Annotated in this window: 26 protein-coding genes; 15 read left to right on the top strand and 11 right to left on the bottom strand. The window is 59.4% G+C overall.

Annotation, left to right across the window (positions count from 1 at the left end; all coding sequences use genetic code 11):
- The first annotated feature begins 117 nt into the window (after window positions 1-117).
- Window positions 118-2,067, top strand: coding sequence for an LTA synthase family protein (locus JFU48_RS13525; RefSeq protein ID WP_201136708.1), 1,950 nt, complete (start codon window positions 118-120; stop codon window positions 2,065-2,067).
- 261 nt (window positions 2,068-2,328) lie between these two features.
- On the opposite strand, the gene groL is transcribed toward JFU48_RS13525, so the two are convergent.
- The 4 genes from groL to JFU48_RS13505 form a co-directional block, all read right to left on the bottom strand.
- The gene (gene groL / locus JFU48_RS13520; RefSeq protein ID WP_003227683.1) at window positions 2,329-3,975 is read right to left on the bottom strand and encodes a chaperonin GroEL; all 1,647 of its coding nucleotides are present in this window, start codon (window positions 3,973-3,975) and stop codon (window positions 2,329-2,331) included.
- A 50-nt stretch (window positions 3,976-4,025) separates the two neighbouring features.
- Window positions 4,026-4,319 (bottom strand): co-chaperone GroES, encoded by a 294-nt coding sequence (locus JFU48_RS13515; RefSeq protein ID WP_003227685.1) that lies wholly within the window; start codon window positions 4,317-4,319, stop codon window positions 4,026-4,028.
- A gap of 259 nt (window positions 4,320-4,578) precedes the next feature.
- Entirely contained in the window at window positions 4,579-5,055 is a 477-nt protein-coding gene (locus JFU48_RS13510) for an FxsA family protein (RefSeq protein WP_201136707.1), read from the bottom strand.
- Window positions 5,056-5,120: 65 nt separating this feature from the next.
- The gene (locus tag JFU48_RS13505; protein ID WP_103519876.1) at window positions 5,121-5,852 is read right to left on the bottom strand and encodes a HugZ family pyridoxamine 5'-phosphate oxidase; all 732 of its coding nucleotides are present in this window, start codon (window positions 5,850-5,852) and stop codon (window positions 5,121-5,123) included.
- A gap of 164 nt (window positions 5,853-6,016) precedes the next feature.
- On the opposite strand from JFU48_RS13505, the gene JFU48_RS13500 reads away from it, so the two are divergent.
- Window positions 6,017-6,775: an SDR family oxidoreductase gene (locus tag JFU48_RS13500; protein WP_201136706.1), complete on the top strand. Its 759-nt coding sequence runs from the start codon at window positions 6,017-6,019 to the stop codon at window positions 6,773-6,775.
- Window positions 6,776-6,838: 63 nt separating this feature from the next.
- Here JFU48_RS13500 and apbC read toward each other — a convergent pair whose 3' ends face one another.
- Window positions 6,839-7,933, bottom strand: a complete 1,095-nt coding sequence (apbC, locus tag JFU48_RS13495) for an iron-sulfur cluster carrier protein ApbC (protein WP_003227693.1) — start codon at window positions 7,931-7,933, stop codon at window positions 6,839-6,841.
- Window positions 7,934-8,254: 321 nt separating this feature from the next.
- On the opposite strand from apbC, the gene metG reads away from it, so the two are divergent.
- The 8 genes from metG (at window position 8,255) to JFU48_RS13455 (ending at window position 15,291) form a co-directional block, all read left to right on the top strand.
- Window positions 8,255-10,306: a methionine--tRNA ligase gene (metG, locus tag JFU48_RS13490; RefSeq protein ID WP_003227696.1), complete on the top strand. Its 2,052-nt coding sequence runs from the start codon at window positions 8,255-8,257 to the stop codon at window positions 10,304-10,306.
- Window positions 10,307-10,438: 132 nt separating this feature from the next.
- Window positions 10,439-11,008 carry an electron transport complex protein RnfA gene (locus tag JFU48_RS13485; protein WP_103521088.1) on the top strand — a complete coding sequence of 190 codons (570 nt, stop codon included), beginning with the start codon at window positions 10,439-10,441 and terminating at the stop codon, window positions 11,006-11,008.
- A complete protein-coding gene (gene rsxB / locus JFU48_RS13480; RefSeq protein WP_201136705.1) occupies window positions 11,005-12,219 on the top strand; it encodes an electron transport complex subunit RsxB in 1,215 nt (404 codons plus the stop codon). Before JFU48_RS13485 ends, rsxB begins: the two co-directional genes overlap by 4 nt.
- Window positions 12,206-13,189: an RnfABCDGE type electron transport complex subunit D gene (locus tag JFU48_RS13475; RefSeq protein WP_201136704.1), complete on the top strand. Its 984-nt coding sequence runs from the start codon at window positions 12,206-12,208 to the stop codon at window positions 13,187-13,189. The genes rsxB and JFU48_RS13475 overlap by 14 nt, the downstream gene beginning before the upstream one ends.
- Complete coding sequence (locus JFU48_RS13470) at window positions 13,186-13,791, top strand: RnfABCDGE type electron transport complex subunit G (protein WP_201136703.1); 606 nt, start codon at window positions 13,186-13,188, stop codon at window positions 13,789-13,791. The genes JFU48_RS13475 and JFU48_RS13470 overlap by 4 nt, the downstream gene beginning before the upstream one ends.
- Window positions 13,788-14,369: an Rnf-Nqr domain containing protein gene (locus tag JFU48_RS13465; protein WP_003227705.1), complete on the top strand. Its 582-nt coding sequence runs from the start codon at window positions 13,788-13,790 to the stop codon at window positions 14,367-14,369. Before JFU48_RS13470 ends, JFU48_RS13465 begins: the two co-directional genes overlap by 4 nt.
- Window positions 14,366-15,004, top strand: coding sequence for an endonuclease III (gene nth, locus JFU48_RS13460; RefSeq protein ID WP_003227707.1), 639 nt, complete (start codon window positions 14,366-14,368; stop codon window positions 15,002-15,004). The genes JFU48_RS13465 and nth overlap by 4 nt, the downstream gene beginning before the upstream one ends.
- A gap of 107 nt (window positions 15,005-15,111) precedes the next feature.
- On the top strand, window positions 15,112-15,291 hold the full coding sequence (locus tag JFU48_RS13455; protein ID WP_003227708.1) for a PA3496 family putative envelope integrity protein: 180 nt from the start codon (window positions 15,112-15,114) through the stop codon (window positions 15,289-15,291).
- A gap of 86 nt (window positions 15,292-15,377) precedes the next feature.
- On the opposite strand, the gene JFU48_RS13450 is transcribed toward JFU48_RS13455, so the two are convergent.
- Entirely contained in the window at window positions 15,378-16,004 is a 627-nt protein-coding gene (locus JFU48_RS13450) for a response regulator transcription factor (RefSeq protein WP_003227711.1), read from the bottom strand.
- A 504-nt stretch (window positions 16,005-16,508) separates the two neighbouring features.
- On the opposite strand from JFU48_RS13450, the gene JFU48_RS13445 reads away from it, so the two are divergent.
- Window positions 16,509-17,192: a hypothetical protein gene (locus JFU48_RS13445; protein ID WP_201136702.1), complete on the top strand. Its 684-nt coding sequence runs from the start codon at window positions 16,509-16,511 to the stop codon at window positions 17,190-17,192.
- Between the two features lie 150 nt (window positions 17,193-17,342).
- Here JFU48_RS13445 and JFU48_RS13440 read toward each other — a convergent pair whose 3' ends face one another.
- Window positions 17,343-18,560 (bottom strand): argininosuccinate synthase, encoded by a 1,218-nt coding sequence (locus JFU48_RS13440; RefSeq protein WP_201136701.1) that lies wholly within the window; start codon window positions 18,558-18,560, stop codon window positions 17,343-17,345.
- Between the two features lie 129 nt (window positions 18,561-18,689).
- Window positions 18,690-19,598, bottom strand: coding sequence for a flagellar protein MotY (locus tag JFU48_RS13435; protein ID WP_003227717.1), 909 nt, complete (start codon window positions 19,596-19,598; stop codon window positions 18,690-18,692).
- Between the two features lie 160 nt (window positions 19,599-19,758).
- Between JFU48_RS13435 and pyrC the strand changes: the two genes are divergently transcribed.
- Window positions 19,759-20,805: a dihydroorotase gene (gene pyrC / locus JFU48_RS13430; RefSeq protein WP_003227719.1), complete on the top strand. Its 1,047-nt coding sequence runs from the start codon at window positions 19,759-19,761 to the stop codon at window positions 20,803-20,805.
- On the top strand, window positions 20,802-21,479 hold the full coding sequence (gene rnt / locus JFU48_RS13425; RefSeq protein ID WP_003227721.1) for a ribonuclease T: 678 nt from the start codon (window positions 20,802-20,804) through the stop codon (window positions 21,477-21,479). Before pyrC ends, rnt begins: the two co-directional genes overlap by 4 nt.
- Window positions 21,480-21,553: 74 nt before the next feature.
- Here the strand turns inward: rnt and JFU48_RS13420 are convergent, their stop codons facing one another.
- Window positions 21,554-22,156: a peroxiredoxin gene (locus JFU48_RS13420; protein ID WP_003227723.1), complete on the bottom strand. Its 603-nt coding sequence runs from the start codon at window positions 22,154-22,156 to the stop codon at window positions 21,554-21,556.
- Between the two features lie 313 nt (window positions 22,157-22,469).
- Here JFU48_RS13420 and JFU48_RS13415 point away from each other — a divergent pair, with 313 nt between their 5' ends.
- Together JFU48_RS13415 and bfr are read left to right on the top strand one after the other, a co-directional pair.
- Window positions 22,470-22,688, top strand: a complete 219-nt coding sequence (locus JFU48_RS13415) for a bacterioferritin-associated ferredoxin (RefSeq protein WP_003227725.1) — start codon at window positions 22,470-22,472, stop codon at window positions 22,686-22,688.
- Between the two features lie 200 nt (window positions 22,689-22,888).
- Window positions 22,889-23,362, top strand: coding sequence for a bacterioferritin (gene bfr, locus JFU48_RS13410; protein ID WP_003227727.1), 474 nt, complete (start codon window positions 22,889-22,891; stop codon window positions 23,360-23,362).
- A gap of 192 nt (window positions 23,363-23,554) precedes the next feature.
- Here bfr and grxD read toward each other — a convergent pair whose 3' ends face one another.
- Window positions 23,555-23,896: a Grx4 family monothiol glutaredoxin gene (gene grxD / locus JFU48_RS13405; protein ID WP_003227729.1), complete on the bottom strand. Its 342-nt coding sequence runs from the start codon at window positions 23,894-23,896 to the stop codon at window positions 23,555-23,557.
- A 97-nt stretch (window positions 23,897-23,993) separates the two neighbouring features.
- On the bottom strand, window positions 23,994-26,099 hold the full coding sequence (locus tag JFU48_RS13400; RefSeq protein ID WP_201136700.1) for a molybdopterin oxidoreductase family protein: 2,106 nt from the start codon (window positions 26,097-26,099) through the stop codon (window positions 23,994-23,996).
- Between the last annotated feature and the right edge of the window lie 82 nt (window positions 26,100-26,181).

Raw genomic sequence — 26,181 nt, 5'->3', positions numbered from 1 at the left:
GGATATCGGTTTTTCAAGCCAAATTAATTACTTAACAAAGTTTTCACTATCGGTTCACAACCTGATTACAGTAGCGCCGTGAAACTCCCGCGCCATTGATATAAGGAAAACTAGACAATGGACCCTTTCAAGACGGCGCCCATGCGCTTTCTGCTGTTGATCACCGGCGCCTGGCTGGTCATTTTTCTCCTGACTCGAGCGGTACTGCTGCTGACTCACCTGGATGAGGCTGGCGGTTTTGCCCTTTCCGCATTCGGCATAGGCGCGCTTTATGACCTGGGGTTTCTCGCCTACGCCGCGCTGCCGATGGGCTTGTACCTGCTGCTCTGCCCGCCTGGCCTGTGGCGTCGTCGTGGGCATCGCGGGTTCCTGCGCGCCCTGCTGACCATCAGCCTGTTCGCCATGCTGTTCGTGGCGGTGGCCGAATGGCTGTTCTGGGACGAGTTCGGCGTGCGTTTCAACTTCATCGCCGTCGATTACCTGGTGTATTCCGACGAAGTGTTGAACAACGTCCTCGAGTCGTACCCGATCGGCAAACTGCTGAGCCTCCTCGCGGTGCTGGCCGTGGTGATCAGTTTTGCCCTGCGCAAGCCGTTCAATGCCGCCATGAATGCCCCGTTGCCAGCGCTGCGCGGGCGTCTGCTCAGCGCATTGGGCCTGTTGATCGTCGCGGGCCTGAGCCTGCAACTGCTCAGCCAGGACGCCCCGCGTGCCCAGGGCGGCAACGCCTACCAGAACGAACTGGCCAGCAACGGTCCGTATCAATTCTTCGCCGCGTTCCGTAACAATGAACTGGACTACACCCAGTTCTACAAGAGCCTGCCGGCGGAAAAAGTCGCCAGCCAGATCCGCGCCGAGCTGAGTGAAAGCGACGCGCGTTTCATCGGCAAGGACCCGCAGGACATCCGCCGGGTGATCGACAACCCGGGCACCCCGCGCAAGCCGAACATTGTGCTGGTGACCATCGAAAGCCTGAGCGCCAAGTACCTGGGCAGCAATGGCGACGGTCGCAACCTGACGCCCAACCTCGACGCCTTGCGCAAGCAGAGCCTGTACTTCAATAACTTCTACGCCACCGGTACCCGCACCGACCGTGGTCTGGAAGCGATCACCCTGGCCATCCCGCCGACGCCGGGCCGCTCGATCGTCAAGCGCATCGGCCGCGAAAGCGGTTTCGCCAGCCTTGGCCAGCAACTGAGCGCGGTGGGTTACGACAGCGTGTTCGTCTATGGCGGACGCGGCTACTTCGACAACATGAACGCGTTCTTCAGCGGCAACGGCTATCGCGTCGTCGACCAGAGCAGCGTCGATGAAGCCGAGATCCACTTCAAGAACGCCTGGGGCATGGCCGACGAAGATCTGTATCGCCAGACGCTGAAACTGGCGGATGCCGACTACGCCAAGCAACAGCCGTTTTTGCTGCAACTGATGACCACGTCCAACCATCGTCCTTACACCTACCCGGACAACCGGATCGACATCAAGTCCGGTAACGGCCGCGATGGCGCGGTGAAGTACACCGACTACGCCATCGGCCAATTCCTCGAGCAGGCGCGGCAGAAGCCGTGGTTCGACAACACCATCTTTATTTTCGTCGCCGACCACACCGCGGGCAGCGCCGGTAAAGAAGACCTGCCGATCAGCAACTATCAGATCCCGCTGTTCATCTATGCGCCGAAAATGATCGAAGCTCGCGAGAGCGCGCAACTGGCCAGCCAGATCGACCTCGCTCCGACGCTGCTGGGCTTGCTGAACCTTGATTACACCTCGACGTTCTTTGGCCGCAACCTGCTGCAGGACAACCCGCTGCCACCGCGTGTGGTGGTCGGCAACTATCAGCATCTGGGTCTGTTCGATGGCAAGGATCTGGCGATCCTCAGTCCGCGCCAGGGCCTGCGCCGGCATGATGATGCGCTGACCGAGAGCCGTGAATCGCGAGTTACCAGCGACGATCCGCTGGTCAGCCGGGCAATTGCCTATTACCAGGCGGCCAGTTATGGCTTCAAACAGCAGTTGTTGAGTTGGAAGCCTGCGAAGGACAGCACTGTCCAGGTCAGCGAACAGTAACCGTCAATAGAAACGCCCCGGGGCTGATGCACCGGGGCGTTTTTTTTTTGCACGACCGGTTATCGCAGGAACACAGATCCCAATGTGGGAGCGAGCCTGCTCGCGAATGCTGTGTATGCGTCACAGCTGTAGTGAACGCTGGATGGCTTTCGCGAGCAGGCTCGCTCCCACAGAGGATGGTGTGAAGCCTGGAATCCGGGCAATAAAAAACCCCGCCTGCTCATCGCAGGCGGGGTTTTTCGTTACAGGGGTAAGGCTGGCTTACATCATGCCGCCCATGCCACCCATGCCGCCCATGTCTGGCATACCGCCGCCAGCAGGAGCCGCTTTCTCTGGAGCGTTAGCGACAGCAGCTTCGGTGGTCAGGATCAGACCGCCAATCGAAGAGGCTGCTTGCAGAGCGGAACGGGTTACCTTGGTTGGGTCCAGGATGCCCATTTCGATCATGTCGCCGTATTCGCCAGTCGCAGCGTTGTAACCGAAGTTACCTTTGCCGTTCTTCACTTCGTTGACGACTACGCTTGGCTCGTCACCGGAGTTGGCAGCGATCTGGCGCAGCGGCGCTTCAACAGCGCGACGCAGTACAGCGATACCGACGTTCTGGTCAGCGTTGTCGCCGGTCAGTTCGGTCAGGGCTTCCAGAGCACGGATCAGCGCAACGCCACCGCCAGGTACCACGCCTTCTTCAACGGCTGCACGGGTCGCGTGCAGGGCGTCTTCAACGCGGGCCTTCTTCTCTTTCATTTCAACTTCGGAACCCGCGCCAACCTTGATCACTGCAACGCCGCCGGACAGCTTGGCCAGACGCTCTTGCAGTTTTTCACGGTCGTAGTCCGAGGAAGTTTCAGCAACCTGGGCGCGGATCTGAGTGATACGGGCTTCGATGTCGCCTTGTACGCCAGCACCGTCAACGATGATGGTGTTTTCCTTGGACAGGGTCACGCGCTTGGCGTTACCCAGGTGCTCCAGGGTGGTGCTTTCCAGGCTCAGGCCGATCTCTTCGGAGATCACGGTACCGCCGGTCAGAACGGCGATGTCCTGCAGCATGGCCTTGCGACGGTCGCCGAAGCCTGGAGCCTTGACGGCTGCAACCTTGACGATGCCACGCATGTTGTTCACTACCAGAGTCGCCAGGGCTTCGCCTTCAACGTCTTCGGCAACGATCAGCAGTGGACGGCCGGCTTTGGCAACGGCTTCCAGCACTGGCAGCATTTCGCGGATGTTCGAGATCTTCTTGTCGACCAGCAGGATCAGCGGGCCGTCGAGCTCGGCAACCATGGTGTCTGGCTTGTTGACGAAGTACGGAGACAGGTAGCCACGGTCGAACTGCATGCCTTCTACAACCGACAGTTCGTTTTCCAGGCCCGAGCCTTCTTCAACGGTGATCACGCCTTCTTTACCAACTTTTTCCATGGCTTCGGCAATGATGTCGCCGATGGAGTTGTCGGAGTTGGCGGAGATGGTGCCTACCTGAGCGATAGCCTTGGTGTCAGCGCATGGCTTGGACAGGGCTTTCAGCTCTTTGACGATGGCGATAGTCGCTTTGTCGATACCGCGCTTCAGATCCATCGGGTTCATGCCGGCAGCGACGGCTTTCAGGCCTTCGTTGACGATCGACTGAGCCAGAACGGTAGCGGTGGTAGTACCGTCACCAGCGTCATCGTTGGCACGGGAGGCAACGTCTTTGACCAGCTGCGCGCCCATGTTTTCGAAGCGATCTTCGAGTTCGATTTCTTTGGCGACGGAAACGCCGTCCTTGGTGATGGTCGGAGCGCCGAAGCTCTTCTCGAGGATCACGTTACGGCCTTTCGGGCCCAGGGTCGCTTTTACCGCGTCAGCCAGAACGTTGACGCCTTTGAGCATCTTGGAGCGGGCGGCATCGCCGAACTTAACTTCTTTAGCAGCCATGATCGATATTCCTTAAATACTTTGTAGTAACGGGAAAATGAGCGGGGAAATCAGCCTTCCAGTACAGCGAGAATCTCGTTCTCAGCCATTACCAGCAGGTCTTCGCCGTCGACTTTCACAGTGTTGCTGCCGGAGTAAGGACCGAACACAACCTTGTCGCCGACTTTAACGGCCAGCGCACGCACTTCACCGTTTTCCAGAGTCTTGCCTGGGCCTGCAGCGACGATCACACCGTGGTTGGCTTTTTCAGCAGCCGAACCTGGCAGGACGATACCGCCAGCGGTTTTCTTTTCTTCTTCGCTGCGACGGATGACGACGCGGTCATGCAGAGGACGAAGCTTCATTGTCGATCTCTCCTAATTGTGGTTTTCATCGGCCGGTGTAGTCCCGGCGGGTTTAACAAATCCGGCCTGCGCCGGTTGCGATTCGTCGAGCGAACCGCGGAAGTCTGTCCGACTCAAATGCCGGAAACCTTTCGGTGACCGATACATAAGGGCGCATATGCTTATTACAAGGGTGGGGGGCAAAAATTTTTCATCGATTTGCCCCTTGAATGCCGCGCATAAAGAAACGGCACCCGAAGGTGCCGTGTCGATGCAGGGGTTACTTGCTGTCGCGATGTTCGAACTCGCCTTCGATCACATCACCCTCGCGGCCCAGAGGCTGGCGCGGTGCAGGACCGCCACGGGGTTGCAGGTCGTCGGCGAAGGCACGCTGACGCATGGCCTGTTCTTCGGCGCGCTGGCGCATCTTGTTCGCCAGCAGGCGACGGGTGAACGGCAGCAGCATCACCAGACCGATCACGTCGCTGACGAAGCCCGGCAGGATCAACAGGCCACCGGCCAGTGCCAGCATCAGGCCTTCAAGCATGGTTTGCGCGGGCAACTCACCACGATTCAGGCTTTCACGGGCACGCAGCGCAGTTGCCAGACCGGCGACGCGCAGTACGAACACACCGAACATCGAGCCGAGAATGATCAGCAGCAGGGCCGGGAAAAACCCGATAGCCCCTGCCACTTTGACGAATACGAACAGCTCCAGCACCGGAAACAGCAGAAAGAGCAACAAAAAAGGGCGCATCAAAGATTCCTCAACGCAAGAAATGCCTTGCAGTAAGCCTTAGATGACGTCGCCCTTTCGTGAATTCAAGCGTCGGCCACCGCATTTTTTGGCCAGACCTCGGCGTGAGCCAGAGAAACCAAGGCTTCGCGCACTTGTATCGGCGTATGACAAGGCGCTTGAAACGGCAGCCAGTACAGCGCCTGACCGATGCGCAGGTGCATGCCTTCGCTGTCGATCCCGGCCAGTTGCGCCGGTTCGGTTTTCGGCAGTCCGCTGAGTTCAACATAGTGGGCGATGGCTTTGGCGTGATCGCTGTTCATGTGCTCGACCATGCTGATTTCAGCCTTGCCGGCGAACGGGTTGGCCAGGGTCAGTTGATCGACCCAGTGAATCGCGCCGAAACCGCCGATGTAGCGGTGACGCACCGGATTGAGCACCCAGAAATCAAAGTCGTGGGCCTTGTGGTAGTTCTGCGAATCGGGGAAATAACGGTAGTAACGCTCGGCGGCGGCTTCGATGGCAGCCGGGTCTTCGAGCTTCTGCGCCTCGGCCAGATAGGTCAGGCGACCAACGGCCTGCACGTCGTCGGCATCGCGCTCACCCACCAGCAGCGAACATTTCGGGTCCTTCTGCAGGTTGTGGGTGTGCTGGGCAATGCGGCTGATCAGGATCAGCGGGCGGCCCTGCTCATCCAGGCAATACGGCACCACCGAGCCAAACGGGAAACCGGGCATCGATTTGGAGTGGGTCGACAATACGCCACGGTATTCCTTGAGAAGCAATTCTCGGGCATTCTTGGCCGCTTCAACGCTCAATTTATGACTCCTTATATAGAATCCGTCGAAAAAACGGACAGGCGCCTGGGGATAAGTCCCGGTCACGCCATCGGGCAATGCTCATGTGCAATCTGGCCATAACCGGTACGGATCGAGCGTCGCCAATAACAAAAACCACTCAGACCGGCTATCGGGGCATGCGAATGCAACTCAACGACAAAGTAATCATTATCACCGGCGGTTGCCAGGGTTTGGGCCGTTCCATGGCCGAGTATTTCGCCGGCAAGGGCGCGAAGCTGGCACTGGTAGACCTCAATCAGGAAAAACTCGACGACGCGGTGGCAGCCTGCAAGTCCAAGGGCGTCGAGGCGCGCAGCTATCTGTGCAACGTGGCCAATGAAGAACAGGTTGAGCACATGGTCGCCCAGGTCGCCGAAGATTTCGGCGCGATCCATGGCCTGATCAACAACGCCGGGATCCTGCGTGACGGCCTGCTGCTCAAGGTCAAGGACGGCGAAATGACCAAGATGAGCCTGGCCCAGTGGCAGGCTGTGATCGACGTCAACCTGACCGGCGTGTTCCTCTGTACCCGTGAAGTGGCGGCGAAAATGGTCGAGCTGAAGAACAGCGGCGCGATCATCAACATCTCGTCGATCTCCCGTGCCGGTAACGTCGGCCAGACCAACTATTCAGCCGCCAAGGCTGGCGTGGCCGCCGCCACCGTGACCTGGGCCAAGGAACTGGCGCGTTACGGCATTCGTGTGGCGGGCATTGCGCCGGGCTTCATCGAAACCGAGATGACCCTGGGCATGAAGCCGGAAGCGCTGGAGAAAATGACCTCGGGTATTCCGCTCAAGCGCATGGGCAAGCCGGAAGAGATCGCCCATTCGGCGGCGTACATCTTCGAGAACGACTACTACACCGGGCGGATTCTGGAGATGGATGGCGGGTTGCGGATCTGACTGGCAATACAAAAACCAGTGTGGGAGCAGGCTCGCTCCCACAGCGCTGTCCTGAGTAAGACCTCAATCGTCGCTGATGCTGATATTAGGCATCGCCGGCGTCGCCGCTTCCTGCAACACAATGCGCGCGCCGACGTGGCGAGCCAGTTCCTGGTAGACCATGGCAATCTGGCTGTCCGGCTCGGCGATCACCGTTGGCTTGCCGCCATCGGCCTGTTCGCGGATCAGCATCGACAGCGGCAGCGAGGCCAGCAGTTCGACGCCATATTGGGTCGCCAGCTTCTCGCCACCGCCCTCACCGAACAGATGCTCGGCATGTCCGCAGTTCGAGCAGATGTGCACCGCCATGTTTTCCACCACGCCCAGCACCGGAATGTTGACCTTGCGGAACATTTCCACGCCTTTGCGCGCGTCGAGCAACGCCAGATCCTGCGGGGTGGTGACGATCACGGCGCCGGCCACCGGGACTTTCTGCGCCAGGGTCAGCTGGATGTCACCGGTGCCTGGCGGCATGTCGATGACCAGATAATCCAGGTCGCCCCACGCGGTTTGCGTAACCAGTTGCAGCAGTGCGCCGGAGACCATCGGCCCGCGCCAGACCATCGGCGTGTTGTCGTCGGTCAGGAACGCCATCGACATGACTTCGACACCGTGGGCCTTGAGCGGCACAAACCACTTCTGATCCTTGACCTCGGGGCGGGTGCGCTCGGGGATGCCGAACATGATCCCTTGGCTCGGGCCATAGATGTCAGCGTCGAGAATCCCCACTTTGGCGCCTTCGCGGGCCAGCGCCAGCGCGAGGTTGGCCGCGGTGGTCGACTTGCCCACACCCCCCTTGCCCGAAGCCACAGCGACCACGTTCTTGACGTTGGCCAGGCCCGGGATCTGCGCCTGAGCCTTGTGCGCGGCGATCACGCTGTTGACCTCGACCTTGGCGATCGTCACCCCATCGAGGTTTTCGATGGCCAGTTGCAACAACTGCGCCCAGCCGCTCTTGAACAGACCGGCGGCGTAGCCGATTTCCAGCTGAACCTTGACGCGGTCGCCATCGATCTCGATGTGCTTCACGCAACCGGCGCTGACCGGGTCCTGATTCAGGTAAGGGTCGGTGTATTGGCTGAGGACGGCTTCCACCGCTGCGCGAGTGACGGCACTCATGGGCAACTCCGATAACAAGACTGGGAAAAGATGGCGGGTATCGTACGCTGGACGCAGATTTGTGGCGAACTGATTACTTGAACCCGTTAACCCCTGTGGCGAGGGGATTTATCCCCGATCGGCTGCGCAGCAGTCGCAAAAACATCACCCGCGGTGTGTCTGATAGGCCCTGACATCTGGTTTGGGGGCGGCTTCGCCACCCATCGGGGATGAATCCCCTCGCCACAAATGCTCTCAAAGTACCCAGCGGCACAGGGTGAAAAATATGCGCCAGCGCTTTATAGTGGCCGACCTCCGTTTCATCAAGTAGCGAAGCCCCACATGTCCGAACCACGCAAGATCCTCGTCACCAGCGCCCTGCCCTACGCCAACGGTTCGATTCACCTTGGCCATATGCTGGAATACATCCAGACCGATATGTGGGTGCGCTTCCAGAAGCATCGCGGCAATCAATGCATCTATGTCTGCGCCGACGACGCCCACGGTTCGGCGATCATGCTGCGCGCGGAAAAGGAAGGCATCACCCCGGAACAACTGATCGCCAACGTGCAGGCTGAACACAGCGCCGACTTTGCCGAGTTCCTGGTCGACTTCGACAACTTCCACTCCACTCACGCCGAAGAAAACCGTGAGCTGTCGAGCCAGATCTACCTGAAGCTGCGTGACGCCGGGCATATTGCCCAGCGCTCGATCACCCAGTATTTCGACCCGGAAAAGAAAATGTTCCTGGCCGACCGCTTCATCAAGGGCACCTGCCCGAAATGCGGCACTGAAGACCAGTACGGCGACAACTGCGAAAAATGCGGTGCGACCTACGCCCCGACCGATCTGAAGGATCCGAAGTCGGCGATCTCCGGTGCCACGCCGGTACTCAAGGATTCCCAGCACTTCTTCTTCAAGCTCCCGGACTTCCAGCAGATGCTGCAGACCTGGACTCGCAGCGGCACCCTGCAGGACGCCGTGGCCAACAAGATCGCCGAGTGGCTGGACGCCGGCTTGCAACAGTGGGACATCTCCCGCGATGCGCCGTACTTCGGTTTCGAGATCCCGGACGAGCCGGGCAAGTATTTCTACGTGTGGCTGGATGCGCCGATCGGCTACATGGCCAGTTTCAAGAACCTCTGCAACCGCACGCCGGAGCTGGACTTCGACGCGTTCTGGGGCAAGGACTCCACCGCCGAGCTCTACCACTTCATCGGCAAGGACATCGTCAACTTCCACGCGCTGTTCTGGCCCGCCATGCTCGAAGGCGCCGGTTTCCGCAAGCCGACCGGGATCAACGTGCACGGCTACCTGACCGTCAACGGCCAGAAAATGTCCAAGTCCCGCGGCACCTTCATCAAGGCCCGTACCTACCTGGATCACCTGTCGCCGGAATACCTGCGCTACTACTACGCGGCCAAGCTGGGCCGTGGCGTCGATGACCTCGACCTGAACCTCGAAGACTTCGTGCAGAAGGTCAACTCCGACCTGGTCGGCAAAGTGGTCAACATCGCCAGCCGTTGCGCCGGTTTCATCCAGAAGGGCAACGGCGGCCTGCTGGTCGACAACAACGCTGCGCCAGAGCTGACCGAAGCGTTCCTCGCCGCGGCGCCAAGCATTGCCGACGCCTATGAAGCCCGCGATTTCGCCCGCGCCATGCGTGAAACCATGGCCCTGGCCGACCGTGCCAACGCCTGGATCGCCGACAAGGCGCCTTGGTCGTTGAACAAGCAGGAAGGCAAGCAGGATGAAGTCCAGGCGATCTGCGCCACCGGCATCAACCTGTTCCGCCAGTTGGTGATCTTCCTCAAGCCAGTGCTGCCGTTGCTGGCCGCCGACGCCGAGGCCTTCCTCAACGTCGCCCCGCTGACCTGGAACGACCACACCACGCTACTGGCCAACCACCAGTTGAACGAATTCAAACCGTTGATGACCCGCATCGACCCGGTAAAAGTGCAAGCCATGACCGACGCCTCGAAAGAAGACCTGACCGCCAGCCAGACCGATACCGGCGCCGCCGCGCCTGCGGGCAATGGCGAACTGGCCAAGGATCCGCTGTCGCCGGAAATCGACTTCGACACCTTCGCCGCCGTCGACCTGCGCGTCGCCCTGATCGTCAAGGCCGAACACGTGGAAGGTGCCGACAAACTGTTGCGCCTGACCCTGGATATCGGTGACGAGCAGCGCAACGTGTTCTCCGGGATCAAGAGCGCTTACCCGGATCCGTCGAAACTCGACGGTCGCCTGACCATGATGATCGCCAACCTCAAGCCACGGAAAATGAAGTTCGGCATCTCCGAAGGCATGGTGATGGCAGCCGGCCCTGGCGGTGAAGAAATCTACCTGCTGAGCCCGGACAGCGGTGCCAAGCCGGGTCAACGCATCAAGTAAGACCCAGCGGTAAAACGATCCCACAGGCATGTTCTGCAGGCCTGTGGGATTTTTCATATCTGGCCCACCCTTCGCGGGTGCCGGATAATGCCTAACCTTGAATGACACCCGCCCGTTTCTGCCGGCAGAACCATGACCGAACTTGCGCTTACGCTGATCAGTGCCGCCCTGCTCAACAACTTCGTGTTGCACTGGCCGCTGGGCGTCGATCCGCTGCTGGCCGGCAGTCGGCGCCAGGTGCATGCACTGGGGTTGGCGACGGCGTGCCTGATGCTGAGCGTTGGCATCATCGGTTACCTGATCTGGCACTGGCTGCTGGTGCCGCTGCAATTGCAGGCACTGCAGCTGTTTGTGTTCTTGCCGCTCAGTGTGCTGCTGATCGCGCCGCTGCTGAAGCTGCTGGCTCGCGGGCTGCCTGACTGGCCGTTCGATGGGCTATGGCCGCTGTTGCTGGGCAATGCCGGCGTGCTGGGGCTGGCCTTGATCAATGCGCAAAATGATCGCGGCCTGCTGCAGGCAACGGCGCTGAGCCTGGGTGCCGGGCTGGGTTTCTGGCTGGTGCTGAGCCTGTTCAGCGACTTGCGCGAACGCACCGCGGACAACGACATTCCTCTGCCCTTTCGCGGCTTGCCGATCGATCTGATCGGCGCCGGACTGATTGCAGTGATTTTTCTCGGATTCAGTGGACTGATCAAAACATGAGTCTGATTCAACTCATCGATGCCCTCCTGCCGCAGACCCAGTGCGGCAAATGCGGCCACCCCGGGTGCAAACCCTATGCGCAAGGCATCGTCGATGGCGAACCGATCAACAAGTGCCCGCCGGGGGGCGACGAAACCATTGCCGCCCTGGCTGAACTGTTGAAGGTGCCGGTGCTGGAACTGGACATCAGCCGTGGCACGGCACCGCCGCAAGTGGCGTACATCCGCGAAGCCGAGTGCATCGGCTGCACCAAGTGCATTCAGGCCTGCCCGATCGACGCCATCGTCGGCGCGGCGAAACTGATGCACACCGTGCTGATCGACGAATGCACCGGTTGCGACCTGTGCGTGGCGCCGTGCCCGGTGGATTGCATCGAGATGCATCCGCTGCCGCTCGGCACCTTGCCGGTGGTCGGTGGCCTGGCATCCAGCCTTGAAGAACAGCGCGCGCGCACGGCCAAACGCGATCATGCACGCCAGCGTTTTGAACGCCGCAACGCCCGCCTGGAGCGCGAAGAACAGCAGAAACAGGCTGAGCGCGAAGCCCGGGCACGGCGCGCAGCGCAACCGGCGGTGGCCACCCTCGATCCTGTGCAAGCCGCTCTGGAACGGGTACGCACGCAGAAAGCCGCGACCGCCGACGCGGCGCTGAAAAAAGCCAAGATCGACGTCGCCATGAGCCGCGCGCAATTGCACAAATCGCTGAAAGCCTTCGGCCATCCACCGACCTTCGAACAGCAATCGCAACTGATCGTGTTGCAACAGCAGTTCGAAGCCGCCGAACAGGCGCTGGCGAAACTCGAAAGCAGCGCCACCGCTGCTCCAGCCCCAGCGGCCCCGTCTCCGGCGAAGGACGCGGATCTGAAGCGGGCGAAAATCCAGTTGGCCATGCGTCGCGCCGAACTGAAAAAGGCGCAGACCGCCGAAGCGCCAGCGGAGCAGATCGCCACGCTGGAACAGGCACTGCATGACGCCGAGCAGGCCCTTCACGCTGCCGAAGCGGCAAGTGAACAGCCTGCGCCTGATCTGGTGCGCGTAGAAAAGCGCCCGATCGACAGCCAGCTTCGCCAGTTGAAAACCGAACTGGCCTACGCCCGCGCCGACCTGAACAAACTCGAACGCCGCGCCGACACGCCGAGCGAAGCCCTCGACAAGGCCCGCGCCCGCCTGCAGGACGCCGAGCGTCAGGTGCAAGATCATGTCGCCCCGTGAGGCACCGGATGATCGCCTGCAACAGGCGATGAAGCGGGTGCTGCTGGCCACGCTGCCGGGGCTGCTGGCACTGTTCTGGTTTTACGGCTGGGGGGTGTTGATCAATCTGATCCTGGCGGCGAGCAGCGCACTGCTGGTCGAGGCCGGTGTCACCCGCCTGCGCCGACAACCTTTGCAACCGACGCTCAGCGATGGCAGCGCACTGGTCAGCGCAACATTGCTGGCCGCCGCCCTGCCACCTTATTGCCCGTGGTGGCTGACCGTTACGGCGATAGCTTCGGGCCTGCTGTTCGGCAAACATTTATACGGTGGCATCGGCAAGAATCCGTTCAACCCGGCCATGCTCGGTTTCGCCCTGGCAATGCTGCTGTTCCCGCAACCGATGACCCACTGGCCGGCGCATGGCATGAATCTGCAGGCCGCTTTTGCGCAAGTCTTGAATCTGGGCCAGGCGCCGGACGCCTGGGTGCAGGCCACCGCGCTGGACAGTCTGCGCATCAACAAAAGCCTGACCCTGGATGAGCTGTTCGCGGCCAACCCGGCGTTCGGCCGCTTCGGTGGACGCGGTGCGGAGTGGATCAATCTGGCGTTTCTCGCTGGCGGGCTGTGGCTGTTGCAGCGCCGGGTGATTGCCTGGCAAGCGCCGGTCGGCATGCTGGCCAGCCTGTTTGTCGTCAGCCTGCTCTGCTGGAACGGCTCGGGTTCCGATTCCCACGGCTCACCGCTGTTTCATCTGCTGAGCGGCGCAACCATGCTCGGTGCGTTTTTCATCATTACCGAACCGGTGTCCGGCGCCAAAAGTCCGCTGGCCCGGCTGCTGTTCGGCGTGGGTGTCGGCTTGCTGACCTACCTGATCCGCACCTGGGGCGGCTACCCGGACGGTGTCGCGTTTGCCGTGTTGCTGATGAATCTCGGTGTACCGGCCCTGGAGCGTTTTGCCGCTGCCCGCCAGACGCAGGTGCAATCATGAACCGCGCGGCTACGGTCGTGACCCTTGTGCTGCTGGCTGGCGCCGGTCTCGGTTTGACCTATGTCGTGCAGCGTGTCAGTGCGCCGCAGATTGCCAGCGAGCAACGCCTGCTCGACAGCCGCAAGCTGCTGGATGTACTCGCGGCCGATGCCTACGACAATCAGCCGCTGGAGCAGCCACTGGCGCTGACTGATACAACGTTGAGCCACAGCACGCTGCTGGCAGGTTACCGCGCAAGCAAAGCCGGGCAGCCAGTAGCAGTATTGTTGCGCACCCAGACCGAGGGCTACGCCGGGGTTATCGAACTGCTGATCGCCATCGATGCCAACGGCAGACTGCTGGGAGTAAAAACCTTGCGGCAAAACGAAACACCGGCGCTCGGCGGACTCATCGGCGACTGGCCGAACCAGTGGCTGGCGACGTTTACCGGCAAGTCGCGCAACGCACCTGACGACGCTGGCTGGGCACTGAAAAAGGATCAGGGACAGTTCGATCAACTGGCGGGCGCCACCATCACATCCCGCGCCACTCTCAATGCCATCCATGACGCTCTGCGCTACTTTGACGAGCACCGGGCAATCTTGCTGGGGACCGGATCATGAACCGGCCGACGAATCTGACGAACACTTTGACGCTGATGCTGCTGCTTGGCACCAGCGCAACACTGGCTGGCGCACTGGGCATGTTGTTGATGTCGAGTGCCGTTGTGGGGATTTACAGCGTGTGCATCGCCCCACTGCGCTTGCGGTTATCTGGCAACAGCCTGTTGCTGGCCAGTCTGCTGCTGGCCGCCACTCTGACCAGTTGTGCCAATATCCTCGCGCAGCGCTGGGCGTTGCAGTGGCAACAGTCACTCGGGATCTACGGCGGGTTGATCGCCTTGCAATGCGTGGTGCTGGAATACAATGGATTCTTTCGTCAGGCGCTAGCCCAGCGCCTGACGTTTTTTGGCCTGTCGAGCGCGCTGCTACTGGCGCTGGCCGTACTGCGTGAACTGTTCGGTCAGGGGCACATCGGTCGTGTTCTATCCGAGCACTGGCAAGGACTGGTTCTGTTCAGCGACGGGCTGCACCTGCTCACCCTGGTTCCCGGCGCCTTCATCCTGCTCGGACTACTGATCGCTGCCCGCCAGGCCTGGACCCGCTCGAACGCTCTCTCCAAGGAAACACATCATCCATGAATGCCGCAAAACGTCTGGAAATCTTCCGCAGACTTCATGAAGACAACCCCGAGCCGAAGACCGAGCTGGCCTATTCCTCGCCGTTCGAGTTGTTGATCGCGGTAATCCTCTCGGCGCAATCTACCGACGTTGGCGTCAACAAGGCCACGGCCAAACTGTTTCCGGTGGCCAATACCCCTGCGGCGATCCACGCGCTGGGCGTCGAAGGGCTGTCCGAGTACATCAAGACCATCGGCCTCTATAACAGCAAAGCGAAAAACGTGATCGAGACCTGCCGCATGCTGGTCGAACTGCACAATGGCGAAGTCCCGCAGACGCGCGAAGAACTGGAAGCGCTGCCCGGCGTTGGCCGCAAAACGGCCAACGTAGTGCTCAATACCGCTTTTCGTCAGTTGACCATGGCGGTCGACACGCACATTTTTCGCGTGAGCAACCGCACCGGCATTGCCCCGGGCAAAAATGTGGTCGAGGTGGAAAAGAAGTTGATGAAGTTTGTGCCGAAAGATTACCTGCTCGACTCTCACCACTGGCTGATTCTGCATGGTCGCTATGTGTGTCTGGCGCGCAAGCCACGCTGTGGCAGCTGCCGGATCGAAGATTTGTGCGAGTACAAACACAAAACCTCGGACGATTGACTGACTATTGGAATAATTGATTCGTCGATTGAAAAAATCTTTTTTACCCGCAGCAGGAATATCGATATAAGGAGCGCCAAAGGCAGTCTTAGCCTGGAGTTCACCTTATGACTGACACCAAAGAACAACTGGACGTAGATGACGATTTCACAGTTGTGGAAACCGACGACGCCGAACCTGTCGTCGAGGTCGCCAAGACCAATCTGAGCAAACGTCGCACCATCGATAACCTGCTTGAGGAGCGCCGACTGCAAAAGCAATTGGCCGATTACGATTTTGATCTCTGATACTTGAAAGCCTCCCGAACCGGAGGCTTTTTACTTTCCGGGAATCCGACACCGAGCGGCCCATGATCCGTCGGCAGGCAGGACCATCAGACCAGCCCGTTGCGTTGCGCCAGCTCAATCAGGTCCACCAGCGACCGAGCATTGAGCTTCAATAACAAACGGGTCTTGTAAGTACTGACCGTCTTGTTGCTGAGAAACATGCCGTCGGCGATTTCCTTGTTGGTCTTGCCCCGCGCCAATTGCTGCAACACCATCATTTCCCGCCCGGAAAGGCGGTCTACCATATCGGCCTCACTGGCATTACCGAGGCTGGTCCGCACGGTATGCAGGGCCTGGTTTGGAAAATAGCTGTATCCGGACAGTACGGCCTTGATCGCACTGAGCAACTCTGTCAGATCCTGTTGTTTACAGACATACCCCGCCGCCCCCGACTGCATGCAGCGCATCGAAAAATGCCCGGGTGCCTGAGAGGTCAACACCAGAACTTTCAATGGCATCGGTGTCGAGTTCAGACGGGCAATAACTTCCAGACCATCGAGCTTCGGTATTCCAATATCCAGAATAACGATATCCGGCATTTGTTCACGCGCAAGTTGCAATGCATCCACACCATTATCTGTTTCGGCAATAACTTCGTAGCCATGACGTTCCATCAGCATACGCACAGCAAGACGAATGACGGGGTGATCATCCACGATCAGCACTTTATTCATGGGCAAGTCCAGTTTCGCTGTTCGAATTTTTAGAACCCGCACAATAGCCTAGTCACTTCCGACATGGCACAAGAGAGTTCCGTCACACTCACAGCCAAAGACATTCCCTACATCAAAAAAAGACTATTCCTACAAAAAACCGCCACTGGTGATATTGGCAAGCCCCGGCCGTTTCTCTGACCACGCCTTGGACGTGAAAAATACTACGCACTGCAACCCAAGCCGGCTCACTGATCCAGAGCCTCTCGCGCAAGAAGAGACTGCAAAAATTGCTGTTGTTGCATGACAGCGCACTGCTGAGGCCGGACAGCATCAGGCTGAAGATCAATTGCAAAAACAACAGCAAGAACGCCACTACACACTTTAAACAATCAACGTCTGAAACAAGATACTTCTACCCAACGAATTTTATTTAATATAAAAAAGAGCATCAGACGCAAAACTTCACCCACATGAAATCATTCAATAAACACATTGAAAAAACACACTTAATGAGCAAACACCATGATAAAAATCAGAAAAAAAATCACCAACCCCATGACGGTAATTGCAATATTTGCATTTATTTCCGAATCGTCGGCGGCCATCTCCCTGCCTTTTCTATATAACGATGAAAGAGAAGTCTATATCTGGTTCCTGATCAGCTTCCCGTTTTACTTGCTGTTGCTGTTTTTTTTAACGCTGAACTTCAACTACCGTTCATTGTATGCGCCCTCGGACTTCGACAAGGACGACAGTTTTCTAAAAGTCTTTGATGAGTTGAAGCAGACGGAGAATATCCCCTGTTCGTCCCCGGCACGCAGAGCACCAGGCGGTCAGGAGTGGACGCTACCTGAACGCGGCATTGACCAGCGGCCACTCCACCCGTGCGGCGCTGACGAATCCTGCCCGGAGCGAGCGTGGATTGAGCACACCATCCAACTGCCCAAATCCATGGGCACGTTGCGCGCCATCGATGTACGTCCGCTGAACAGCACACAGGCGTTCAATGCACTGGCCGAACATTTTCCTCAGCTTGGCAAGCAATCGGCCAAGGCAGTGGTATTTTTGACCGACTCAGCGTCTGACGCTCTGCTCAAGCAAATTACCCTCAGCCTTGTCAAACAAGCGAAAAAAAACGGAGGCGCCAAACTTTTCGTTGCTTATAACGTGAGCACGCAAAGTACTACGGTGCTGAGGGGGGAATGAGACACAGAGTAGATGCCTGAAGTGGACATTCAAGAAAATGCTGGAATTGACCGTAACAACACATGTTGCGGGTTAACGTCAGACAACCACAAAAAAAATGGCGGCTTTGTCACTGGGACAAGCCGCCACTTCTTTACAGGCCCGCGACGCTTAGAACAGCTTGCGGCCCTTGTTGGCAGCAATGCGCATGCGCAGCGCGTTGAGCTTGATGAAGCCCGCCGCGTCGGCCTGGTTGTAAGCGCCGCCGTCTTCTTCGAAGGTCGCGATATTGGCGTCGAACAGCGAATCGTCGGACTTGCGACCGGTCACGATCACGTTGCCTTTGTACAGCTTCAGGCGAACCACGCCGTTCACGTTGACCTGGGAAGCGTCGATCATCTGTTGCAGCATCAGACGCTCCGGGCTCCACCAGTAGCCGGTGTAGATCAGGCTGGCGTATTTCGGCATCAGCTCGTCTTTGAGGTGAGCGACTTCGCGGTCCAGGGTGATCGATTCGATGGCGCGGTGAGCGCGCAGCATGATGGTGCCGCCCGGGGTTTCGTAGCAGCCACGGGATTTCATGCCCACGTAACGGTTTTCAACGATGTCCAGACGACCGATACCGTGTTGACCACCGATCTTGTTCAGCGTTGCCAGTACGGTGGCCGGAGTCATTTCGACGCCGTCCAGGGCAACGATGTCGCCGTTGCGGTAGGTCAGTTCCAGGTATTGCGGGGTGTCAGGAGCGTTCTCCGGGGAGACGGTCCAGCGCCACATGTCCTCTTCGTGCTCGGTCCAGGTGTCTTCCAGCACGCCGCCTTCATAGGAGATGTGCAGCAGGTTGGCGTCCATCGAGTACGGAGATTTCTTCTTGCCGTGACGCTCGATCGGAATCGCGTGCTTCTCGGCGTAGTCCATCAGCTTCTCGCGGGACAGCAGGTCCCACTCACGCCATGGAGCAATGACTTTCACGCCTGGCTTGAGCGCGTAGGCACCCAGTTCGAAACGCACCTGGTCGTTGCCCTTGCCGGTAGCGCCATGGGAAATGGCGTCGGCGCCGGTTTCGTTGGCGATTTCGATCAGACGTTTGGCGATCAGCGGACGTGCGATGGAGGTACCCAGCAGGTACTCGCCTTCGTAAACGGTGTTGGCGCGGAACATCGGGAACACGAAGTCACGCACGAATTCTTCGCGCAGGTCGTCGATGTAGATTTCTTTGACGCCCATGGCCTGAGCCTTGGCGCGAGCCGGCTCGACCTCTTCGCCCTGACCCAGGTCAGCAGTGAAGGTCACCACTTCACAGTTATAAGTATCCTGCAGCCACTTGAGGATCACCGAAGTGTCCAGGCCGCCGGAATACGCCAGAACGACCTTGTTTACGTCCGCCATGCCATCACTCCACGGGGTTCTACGGAAAGCCGAGGAGTCTACCGCTCAAATACGATAATTTACAGAGGCGCGACAGCTTAAGACGACAAAGCGACAGAATCTGTCGAGAGCGCGACGATGACCGGCGGGTCAGGAAGTCGCCGCGGCGTTGGCAGGCGCGCTGGCTTGTGGCGCTGGCGCGGTGGTCGGTGCCACCCGTGCCAGCTTCACGCTGACCCGGCGATTCTTCGCCCGGTTAGTGGCATTGGTGTTCGGTACTAAAGGATATTGCTCGCCATGGAAACGCACGGTGATCTGCGATTCGGCGATGCCGTTGGCCTTGAAGAAATCGACCACCGCCAGCGCGCGACGGCGCGACAGCTCTCGGTTGGTAAGACGGTTGCCGCTGTTGTCCGAGTGGCCGTCGAGTTCGATGTGATTGACCGACGGATCGGCCTTCATGTACTCGAGCATCACTTGCAGCTTGGCCCGAGCGGCGGCGTCCAGGTCGGTACCTTCCCCCGGGAAACCGATCTGCGATTGTTTGATCTGGTCGAAATTCTGCGGCAGCAATTTCGCCACACACGTCTGGTAATCGTTGAAGGCCTTGCTGAACTTGACGGGCAGCAGGCGCACTTCCGAAACCCGGCCATCGCCGGACGCACGTCGCACCACCGGGCTGCGACCGTCCAGCAAACCGCTGATCAGCCCGCCGGCCTGGGATTGCGAACTGTTGAACAGCACGTTACCGGTGCCGATCCTGACGCTGCCCAGGTAGATGTCGTTGCGCCCCGGTTGCCATGGCGCGGCCGCCGCAAGCAACGTCGCTGAACCGCCGCCGAGCATGGCGTTATAGGCATTGAGGCGGAATATCGCCTGTTCGCCGGCCTTGCGCACGAACTGGCCCGAGCCGAAATCGGTGATCGGCTGGGTCAGGCGGCACTCGAACTTGTCGCCCTCGACCGTCCACTCAATGTTCTCCAGACGAGTCTGGTAGGTGAGCGCCATCGCGGGGAGGCTGGCAAACACACTGAGCAAGGCTAAATATCGCTGGCGCACGGGAGGCTCCATTGGCTTCTGTAACACAAAGACCGATTCACACTATGTTTACGGCATACCTACGGGATATCGGAAGGTTCCGGCAAAACTTGATAGCGAGTGCCTGCAAGAGTCTTTTCCGGTAGCATTCCCCTCAGTTTGACCCGCCTGGAATCCCCTCATGTCCGACCGCCTGACCCTGCTGCGTCCCGACGACTGGCACATTCATCTTCGCGATGGTGCCGTGTTGACCAATACCGTTGCCGATGTAGCGCGCACCTTTGGCCGCGCCATCATCATGCCCAACCTGGTACCACCGGTGCGCAACGCCGCTGAAGCCGATGGCTATCGCCAGCGGATTCTCGCTGCCCGCCCGGCCGGCAGTCGTTTCGAACCGCTGATGGTGCTGTACCTCACCGACCGCACCCAGCCCGAAGAAATTCGTCAGGCCAAGGCCAGCGGTTTCGTGCACGCCGCCAAATTGTACCCGGCCGGCGCCACTACCAACTCCGATTCCGGGGTGACCAGCATCGACAAGATCTTCCCGGTGCTGGAAGCCATGGCCGAAGTCGGCATGCCGCTGCTGATCCACGGCGAAGTCACCCGTGGCGATGTCGACGTCTTCGACCGCGAAAAGATTTTCATCGATGAGCACATGCGCCGTGTCGTCGAGCGTTTCCCGACGCTCAAAGTGGTGTTCGAACACATCACCACCGGCGACGCCGTGCAGTTCGTCAACGAGGCTTCGGCCAACGTCGGCGCGACCATCACCGCGCATCACCTGCTGTACAACCGCAACCACATGTTGGTGGGCGGGATTCGGCCGCACTTCTATTGCCTGCCGATCCTCAAGCGTAATACCCATCAGGAAGCCCTGCTCGATGCCGCCACCAGCGGCAGCGCGAAGTTCTTCCTCGGTACCGACTCGGCGCCGCACGCCCAGCACGCCAAAGAAGCCGCCTGCGGCTGCGCCGGCTGCTACACCGCGTACGCCGCCATCGAGCTGTATGCCGAAGCCTTCGAACAGCGCAACGCGCTGGACAAGCTTGAAGCGTTCGCCAGCCTCAACGGCCCACGCTTCTACGGTCTGCCGGCCAACACCGATCGCATCACCCTGGTTCGCGAAGAATGGACCGCCCCGACCAGCCTGCCATTTGGCGAGCTGACCGTTATCCCGCTGCGCGCCGGTGAAAAGCTGCGCTGGCGCCTGCTGGAGGAACACGCGTGAGTGAAGACCATTTCGACGACGAACTGGACGGTCAAGGTGGCGGCGGCGGTTCCCGTCACCCAATGGCAGCACGTTTTCGCGGTTACCTGCCGGTTGTCGTCGACGTAGAGACCGGTGGCTTCAATTCGGCCACCGACGCTCTGCTGGAGATTGCCGCGACCACCATCGCCATGGATGAAAAGGGTTTCGTCTACCCGGATCACACCTACTTCTTCCGCGTCGAGCCGTTCGAAGGCGCCAACATCGAAGCGGCGGCGCTGGAGTTCACCGGGATCAAGCTCGATCACCCGCTGCGCATGGCGGTCAGCGAAGAAACCGCGCTGACCGACATCTTCCGTGGCGTGCGCAAGGCGCTGAAGGCCAATGGCTGCAAGCGCGCGATTCTGGTCGGCCATAACAGCAGCTTCGACCTTGGCTTCCTGAATGCTGCGGTTGCGCGTCTGGACATGAAGCGCAACCCGTTTCACCCGTTCTCCAGCTTCGATACCGCGACGCTGGCCGGTCTGGCTTACGGTCAAACCGTACTGGCCAAGGCCTGTCAGGCAGCCGACATCGACTTCGACGGCCGTGAAGCGCATTCGGCGCGTTACGACACCGAGAAGACCGCCGAGCTGTTCTGCGGCATCGTCAACCGCTGGAAACAGATGGGCGGCTGGGAAGACTTCGACGACTGATCCTCGTCGGACAAATCCCGCACATGAAAAAACCGGCCACGTGGGCCGGTTTTTTTGTACCTCGACGTTGTGCCTTACAGGGCAGCAGCGTTCTCGGTCAGGTAAGCCGCAACGCCTTCTGGCGAAGCGTTCATGCCTTTGTCGCCTTTTTTCCAGTTGGCAGGGCAGACTTCGCCGTGCTCTTCGTGGAATTGCAGAGCGTCGACCAGACGGATCAGCTCTTCCATGTTACGGCCCAGCGGCAGGTCGTTGATGATCTGCGAGCGGACAACGCCCTTGTCGTCGATCAGGAACGCGCCACGGAAAGCCACGCCGCCTTCGGACTCAACGTCGTAGGCCTTGGCGATGTCGTGCTTCATGTCGGCAGCCATGGTGTATTTCACCTGGCCGATGCCGCCATTGTTGACCGGGGTGTTGCGCCAGGCGTTGTGGGTGAAGTGCGAGTCGATCGACACAGCGATCACTTCTACGTTACGTGCCTTGAAGTCAGCCATGCGGTTGTCCAGAGCGATCAGCTCGGACGGGCAGACGAAGGTGAAGTCCAGTGGGTAGAAGAACACCAGGCCGTATTTGCCTTTGATGGCCGAGGACAGGGTGAAGCTGTCAACGATCTCGCCATTGCCGAGTACGGCCGGGACGGTGAAATCAGGGGCTTGTTTGCCTACGAGTACGCTCATGGATATCTCCTGGTGAATAACTTGAAGTTCAGGGTCCGGGCCAGCCTGCCACCCTCAGGCGACAGCCCTGTGACACGAACCCTCTTCGCAAGGGCCGACCATCATACACTGCGTTTTTCGCCTGTCCTTAACGGTTTTTTGCCCAAAGCGGATAACCGGGCCGCATTTTCGGGGCCAGGCAAATCGCCATTAAGCACCGTTCGTCAGTCATCGCTGATTCGTTCATAAAGCGTTCAGAAAGCACTTTGACAATCATTCTCGTTAACATTAAGATCCATCGCAATTGAGTCACAACCAGCGACGGTTCTCACTTATGTATGTTTGTCTCTGCACTGGCGTCACCGACGGACAGATCCGCGAAGCGATCTATGAAGGTTGCTGCAGCTATAAAGAAGTCCGCCAGGCCACCGGCGTCGCCAGCCAATGCGGCAAATGTGCCTGCCTGGCCAAGGAAGTGGTCCGCGAAACCCTGACCAAACTGCAAACCGCCCAGGCCGCGATCCCGTATCCGGTAGAATTTACAGCGGCGTAATTACCCCAATTTCGAAGAACCGGACTTATGTCCGGTTTTTTTATGCCCGTAAATCAACTGGTTAGGCGCTAGACGCGGAACACAAACATTCTTATTCAGATTTAATTTCATTTATTATTCAATAACTTAGGTTTGACACTTATAAGTACCAAGCTCAAACTCCGCCTTATATACAGCTATTACAGGGCAGGACTCCCATCATGAAAGGCGACATTACAGTCATCCAGCATCTCAACAAGATCCTTGCCAATGAGCTGGTCGCGATCAATCAGTACTTCCTGCATGCGCGCATGTATGAAGATTGGGGCCTGAACAAGCTGGGCAAGCACGAGTACCACGAATCCATCGATGAGATGAAACACGCGGACAAGCTGATCAAGCGCATCCTGTTCCTTGAAGGTCTGCCGAACGTGCAGGATCTGGGCAAGCTGCACATTGGCGAGCACACCCAGGAAATGCTTGAGTGCGATCTGCGCATCGAGAAGACCGGCCACGCCGATCTGAAAGCCGCCATCGCCCATTGCGAATCGGTTGGCGACTTCGGCAGCCGTGAACTGCTCGAAGACATTCTCGAGTCCGAAGAAGAACACATCGACTGGCTGGAAACCCAACTGGGCCTGATCGATAAAGTCGGTCTTGAGAACTATCTGCAATCGCAGATGGGCGAAGAGTAAGTTAGCGCCCGCTGAATTCGCGACACTAAAAAGCCCCGCCCTCTTCCGAGGTGCGGGGCTTTTTATTGGCAAATCCCGGATCAGATGCAGATCCCTGTGGGAGCGGGCTTGCTCGCGAATGCGGTGTATCAGTCAGTTACTATTTTTCTGATACACCGCATTCGCGAGCAAGCCCGCTCCCACAAAGCCGGATCAGGCTTCGGACTTGGCCGCAGCAGCCTTGGCCGATGCTTCCTTGACCAGAGTCTGCAGCTCACCGTTGGCGAACATTTCAGCCATGATGTCGCTGCCGCCAACCAGTTCACCGCCAACCCACAGTTGCGGGAAAGTCGGCCAGTTGGCGTACTTTGGCAGGTTGGCGCGGATTTCCGGGTTCTGCAGGATGTCGACGTAGGCGAACTTCTCGCCACAGCCCATCACGGCCTGCGCAGCTTTCGCGGAGAAGCCACACTGCGGGGCATTCGGCGAGCCTTTCATGTAAAGCAGAATGGTGTTGTTGGCAATCTGCTCTTTAATCGTTTCGATGATATCCATGGAGCACCTCGGCTGAACTTTCCGACTCATGGGTCGGCACGGTGGCGCATTGTAACGGAATCCCGAGCGCCCTGCTCGGTCTCCCCGACAGACATGCTCAAGCCGCCACCACCGTCACCGGCACGCCGTTGAGCGCCGCGTTGCCCGACAGCTCGTCGAGCTGGCATTCATCGGTCAGGTCGTTGGCGCTCGACCCCGGCTGACCGCTGGCAATCGCCATCTGCACCCCCGGACGCGCGTGACCCCAGCCATGCGGCAGGCTGACCACGCCTTTCATCATGTCCAGGCTGCCGAGCACTTCCACTTCGATCTGCCCGACCCGCGAACTGACGCGCACCAACTGCCCGTCGTCGAGCCCGCGACTGGCCAGATCATCAGGGTGCATCAGCAGTTGATGACGCGGCTTACCCTTCACCAGACGATGGTAATTGTGCATCCATGAATTGTTGCTGCGCACATGGCGCCGGCCGATCATCAGCAGCTCATCCGCCGCCGGCGCCTGCAAGGCGGCAAAGCGTGCGAGATCGGCGAGGATCTCCGGTGGCGCAGCCTGTACCCGTTGATTCGGGGTTTTCAGGCGTGCCGCCAGATTGGGTTTGAGCGCGCCCAGATCGACGCCGTGCGGATGATCGAACAGCGTCGCCAGCGACAGTTTGTGCGCCGAAGCATCGCCATACAGCCCCATGCGCAGCCCCATATCGATCATCTTCGCCGGCGGCATCGTCGGTTTCAGCTCCTTGCCGGTCTTCTCGGCAAACGCCTTGGCCAGGCCAACAAAGATCTCCCAGTCGTGCAATGCGCCCTCAGGCTTGGCGAGAATCGCCCGATTGAAGCGAGTGACGTTGCGCACCGCGAACAGGTTGAACGTGGTGTCGTAGTGATCGTTCTCCAGCGCCGAGGTCGACGGCAGGATCAGGTCGGCATAACGCGTGGTTTCGTTGATGTACAGGTCGATGCTGAGCATGAACTCCAGACCATCGAGCGCCTGCTCCAGTTGCCGGCCGTTCGGCGTCGACAGCACCGGATTGCCGGCTACGGTGATCAGCGCACGAATCTGCCCTTCGCCTTCGGTGAGCATCTCTTCGGCCAGCGCCGACACCGGCAGCTCGCCGCCGTACTCAGGCCGCCCGGACACCCGGCTCTGCCATTTGTTGAAATGCCCGCCCGAGGTCGATGCCACCAGATCCACCGCCGGCTCGGTGCACAATGCACCGCCCACCCGGTCGAGGTTGCCGGTGACGAGATTGATCAACTGCACCAACCAGTGGCACAAGGTGCCGAACGCCTGAGTCGAAACGCCCATGCGCCCGTAGCACACCGCGCTCGGCGCAGCGGCGAAATCCCGCGCCAGTTGGCGGATCTGCTCGGCCGGCACCGCACACAGCGGGCTCATGGCTTCGGCAGTGAACGTTGCGATGGCTGCACGCACTTCATCGAGGCCATCGACGGGCAAGTGACTGTCGCGGGTCAGGCCTTCTTCGAACAAGGTATTGAGCACGCCGAACAGCAACGCCGCGTCGCCACCGGGACGCACGAACAAGTGCTGATCGGCGATGGCCGCCGTTTCGCTGCGCCGGGGATCGACCACCACCACTTTGCCACCGCGCGCCTGAATCGCCTTCAGGCGTTTCTCGACATCCGGCACGGTCATGATGCTGCCGTTGGATGCCAGCGGGTTGCCGCCGAGGATCAGCATGAAATCGGTGTGATCGATGTCCGGGATCGGCAGCAGCAAGCCGTGGCCGTACATCAGGTAACTGCTCAGGTGATGCGGCAACTGGTCGACCGAGGTCGCGGAGAAGCGATTGCGCGTTTTCAACAGGCCGAGAAAGTAGTTGCTGTGGGTCATCAGCCCGTAGTTGTGCACGCTCGGATTGCCTTGATAGACCGCCACCGCGTTCTGGCCGTGACGCTCCTGAATCGCCGCCAGACGCTCGGCCACCAGCGCAAAGGCCTCGTCCCACTCGATCGGCAGCCATTCGCTGCCGACCCGGCGCACCGGCTGACGCAGGCGATCCGGATCGTTCTGGATGTCTTGCAGGGCCACAGCCTTGGGACAGATGTGCCCACGGCTGAAGGTGTCGAGGGCATCGCCCTTGATCGAGGTGATCGCGACGTTGCCATCGGTTTCGGTGGTCTCGATGGTCAGGCCGCAAATGGCTTCGCACAGGTGGCAGGCACGGTGATGGAGAGTCTTGGTCATGGCCCCAGTCTCTGTCTTGTTCTGGGCAGGCAACGGGCGTGCCTGCGGGAACAAAACTATGGCCCGTGTGCGGGAGCGACGC

Source organism: Pseudomonas sp. TH49 (assembly GCF_016650625.1).
Classification (GTDB): domain Bacteria; phylum Pseudomonadota; class Gammaproteobacteria; order Pseudomonadales; family Pseudomonadaceae; genus Aquipseudomonas; species Aquipseudomonas fluorescens_H.
The sequence above is the reverse complement of the archived record's forward strand: the minus strand, read 5'-3'. Positions and strand labels throughout refer to the sequence as shown.

What these genes read in the sequence shown, in the direction of transcription:
- JFU48_RS13450 (WP_003227711.1), bottom strand. Translation starts at nt 16,004, where the DNA reads ATGAATAAAGTGCTGATCGTGGATGATCACCCCGTCATTCGTCTTGCT.
- JFU48_RS13475 (WP_201136704.1), top strand. Translation starts at nt 12,206, where the DNA reads ATGTCGCCCCGTGAGGCACCGGATGATCGCCTGCAACAGGCGATGAAG.
- JFU48_RS13525 (WP_201136708.1), top strand. Translation starts at nt 118, where the DNA reads ATGGACCCTTTCAAGACGGCGCCCATGCGCTTTCTGCTGTTGATCACC.
- JFU48_RS13445 (WP_201136702.1), top strand. Translation starts at nt 16,509, where the DNA reads ATGATAAAAATCAGAAAAAAAATCACCAACCCCATGACGGTAATTGCA.
- JFU48_RS13485 (WP_103521088.1), top strand. Translation starts at nt 10,439, where the DNA reads ATGACCGAACTTGCGCTTACGCTGATCAGTGCCGCCCTGCTCAACAAC.
- JFU48_RS13500 (WP_201136706.1), top strand. Translation starts at nt 6,017, where the DNA reads ATGCAACTCAACGACAAAGTAATCATTATCACCGGCGGTTGCCAGGGT.
- grxD (WP_003227729.1), bottom strand. Translation starts at nt 23,896, where the DNA reads ATGGATATCATCGAAACGATTAAAGAGCAGATTGCCAACAACACCATT.
- JFU48_RS13455 (WP_003227708.1), top strand. Translation starts at nt 15,112, where the DNA reads ATGACTGACACCAAAGAACAACTGGACGTAGATGACGATTTCACAGTT.
- JFU48_RS13465 (WP_003227705.1), top strand. Translation starts at nt 13,788, where the DNA reads ATGAACCGGCCGACGAATCTGACGAACACTTTGACGCTGATGCTGCTG.
- bfr (WP_003227727.1), top strand. Translation starts at nt 22,889, where the DNA reads ATGAAAGGCGACATTACAGTCATCCAGCATCTCAACAAGATCCTTGCC.
- JFU48_RS13440 (WP_201136701.1), bottom strand. Translation starts at nt 18,560, where the DNA reads ATGGCGGACGTAAACAAGGTCGTTCTGGCGTATTCCGGCGGCCTGGAC.
- JFU48_RS13415 (WP_003227725.1), top strand. Translation starts at nt 22,470, where the DNA reads ATGTATGTTTGTCTCTGCACTGGCGTCACCGACGGACAGATCCGCGAA.
- metG (WP_003227696.1), top strand. Translation starts at nt 8,255, where the DNA reads ATGTCCGAACCACGCAAGATCCTCGTCACCAGCGCCCTGCCCTACGCC.
- JFU48_RS13400 (WP_201136700.1), bottom strand. Translation starts at nt 26,099, where the DNA reads ATGACCAAGACTCTCCATCACCGTGCCTGCCACCTGTGCGAAGCCATT.
- JFU48_RS13510 (WP_201136707.1), bottom strand. Translation starts at nt 5,055, where the DNA reads ATGCGCCCTTTTTTGTTGCTCTTTCTGCTGTTTCCGGTGCTGGAGCTG.
- rsxB (WP_201136705.1), top strand. Translation starts at nt 11,005, where the DNA reads ATGAGTCTGATTCAACTCATCGATGCCCTCCTGCCGCAGACCCAGTGC.
- apbC (WP_003227693.1), bottom strand. Translation starts at nt 7,933, where the DNA reads ATGAGTGCCGTCACTCGCGCAGCGGTGGAAGCCGTCCTCAGCCAATAC.
- pyrC (WP_003227719.1), top strand. Translation starts at nt 19,759, where the DNA reads ATGTCCGACCGCCTGACCCTGCTGCGTCCCGACGACTGGCACATTCAT.
- JFU48_RS13470 (WP_201136703.1), top strand. Translation starts at nt 13,186, where the DNA reads ATGAACCGCGCGGCTACGGTCGTGACCCTTGTGCTGCTGGCTGGCGCC.
- groL (WP_003227683.1), bottom strand. Translation starts at nt 3,975, where the DNA reads ATGGCTGCTAAAGAAGTTAAGTTCGGCGATGCCGCCCGCTCCAAGATG.
- nth (WP_003227707.1), top strand. Translation starts at nt 14,366, where the DNA reads ATGAATGCCGCAAAACGTCTGGAAATCTTCCGCAGACTTCATGAAGAC.
- JFU48_RS13420 (WP_003227723.1), bottom strand. Translation starts at nt 22,156, where the DNA reads ATGAGCGTACTCGTAGGCAAACAAGCCCCTGATTTCACCGTCCCGGCC.
- JFU48_RS13515 (WP_003227685.1), bottom strand. Translation starts at nt 4,319, where the DNA reads ATGAAGCTTCGTCCTCTGCATGACCGCGTCGTCATCCGTCGCAGCGAA.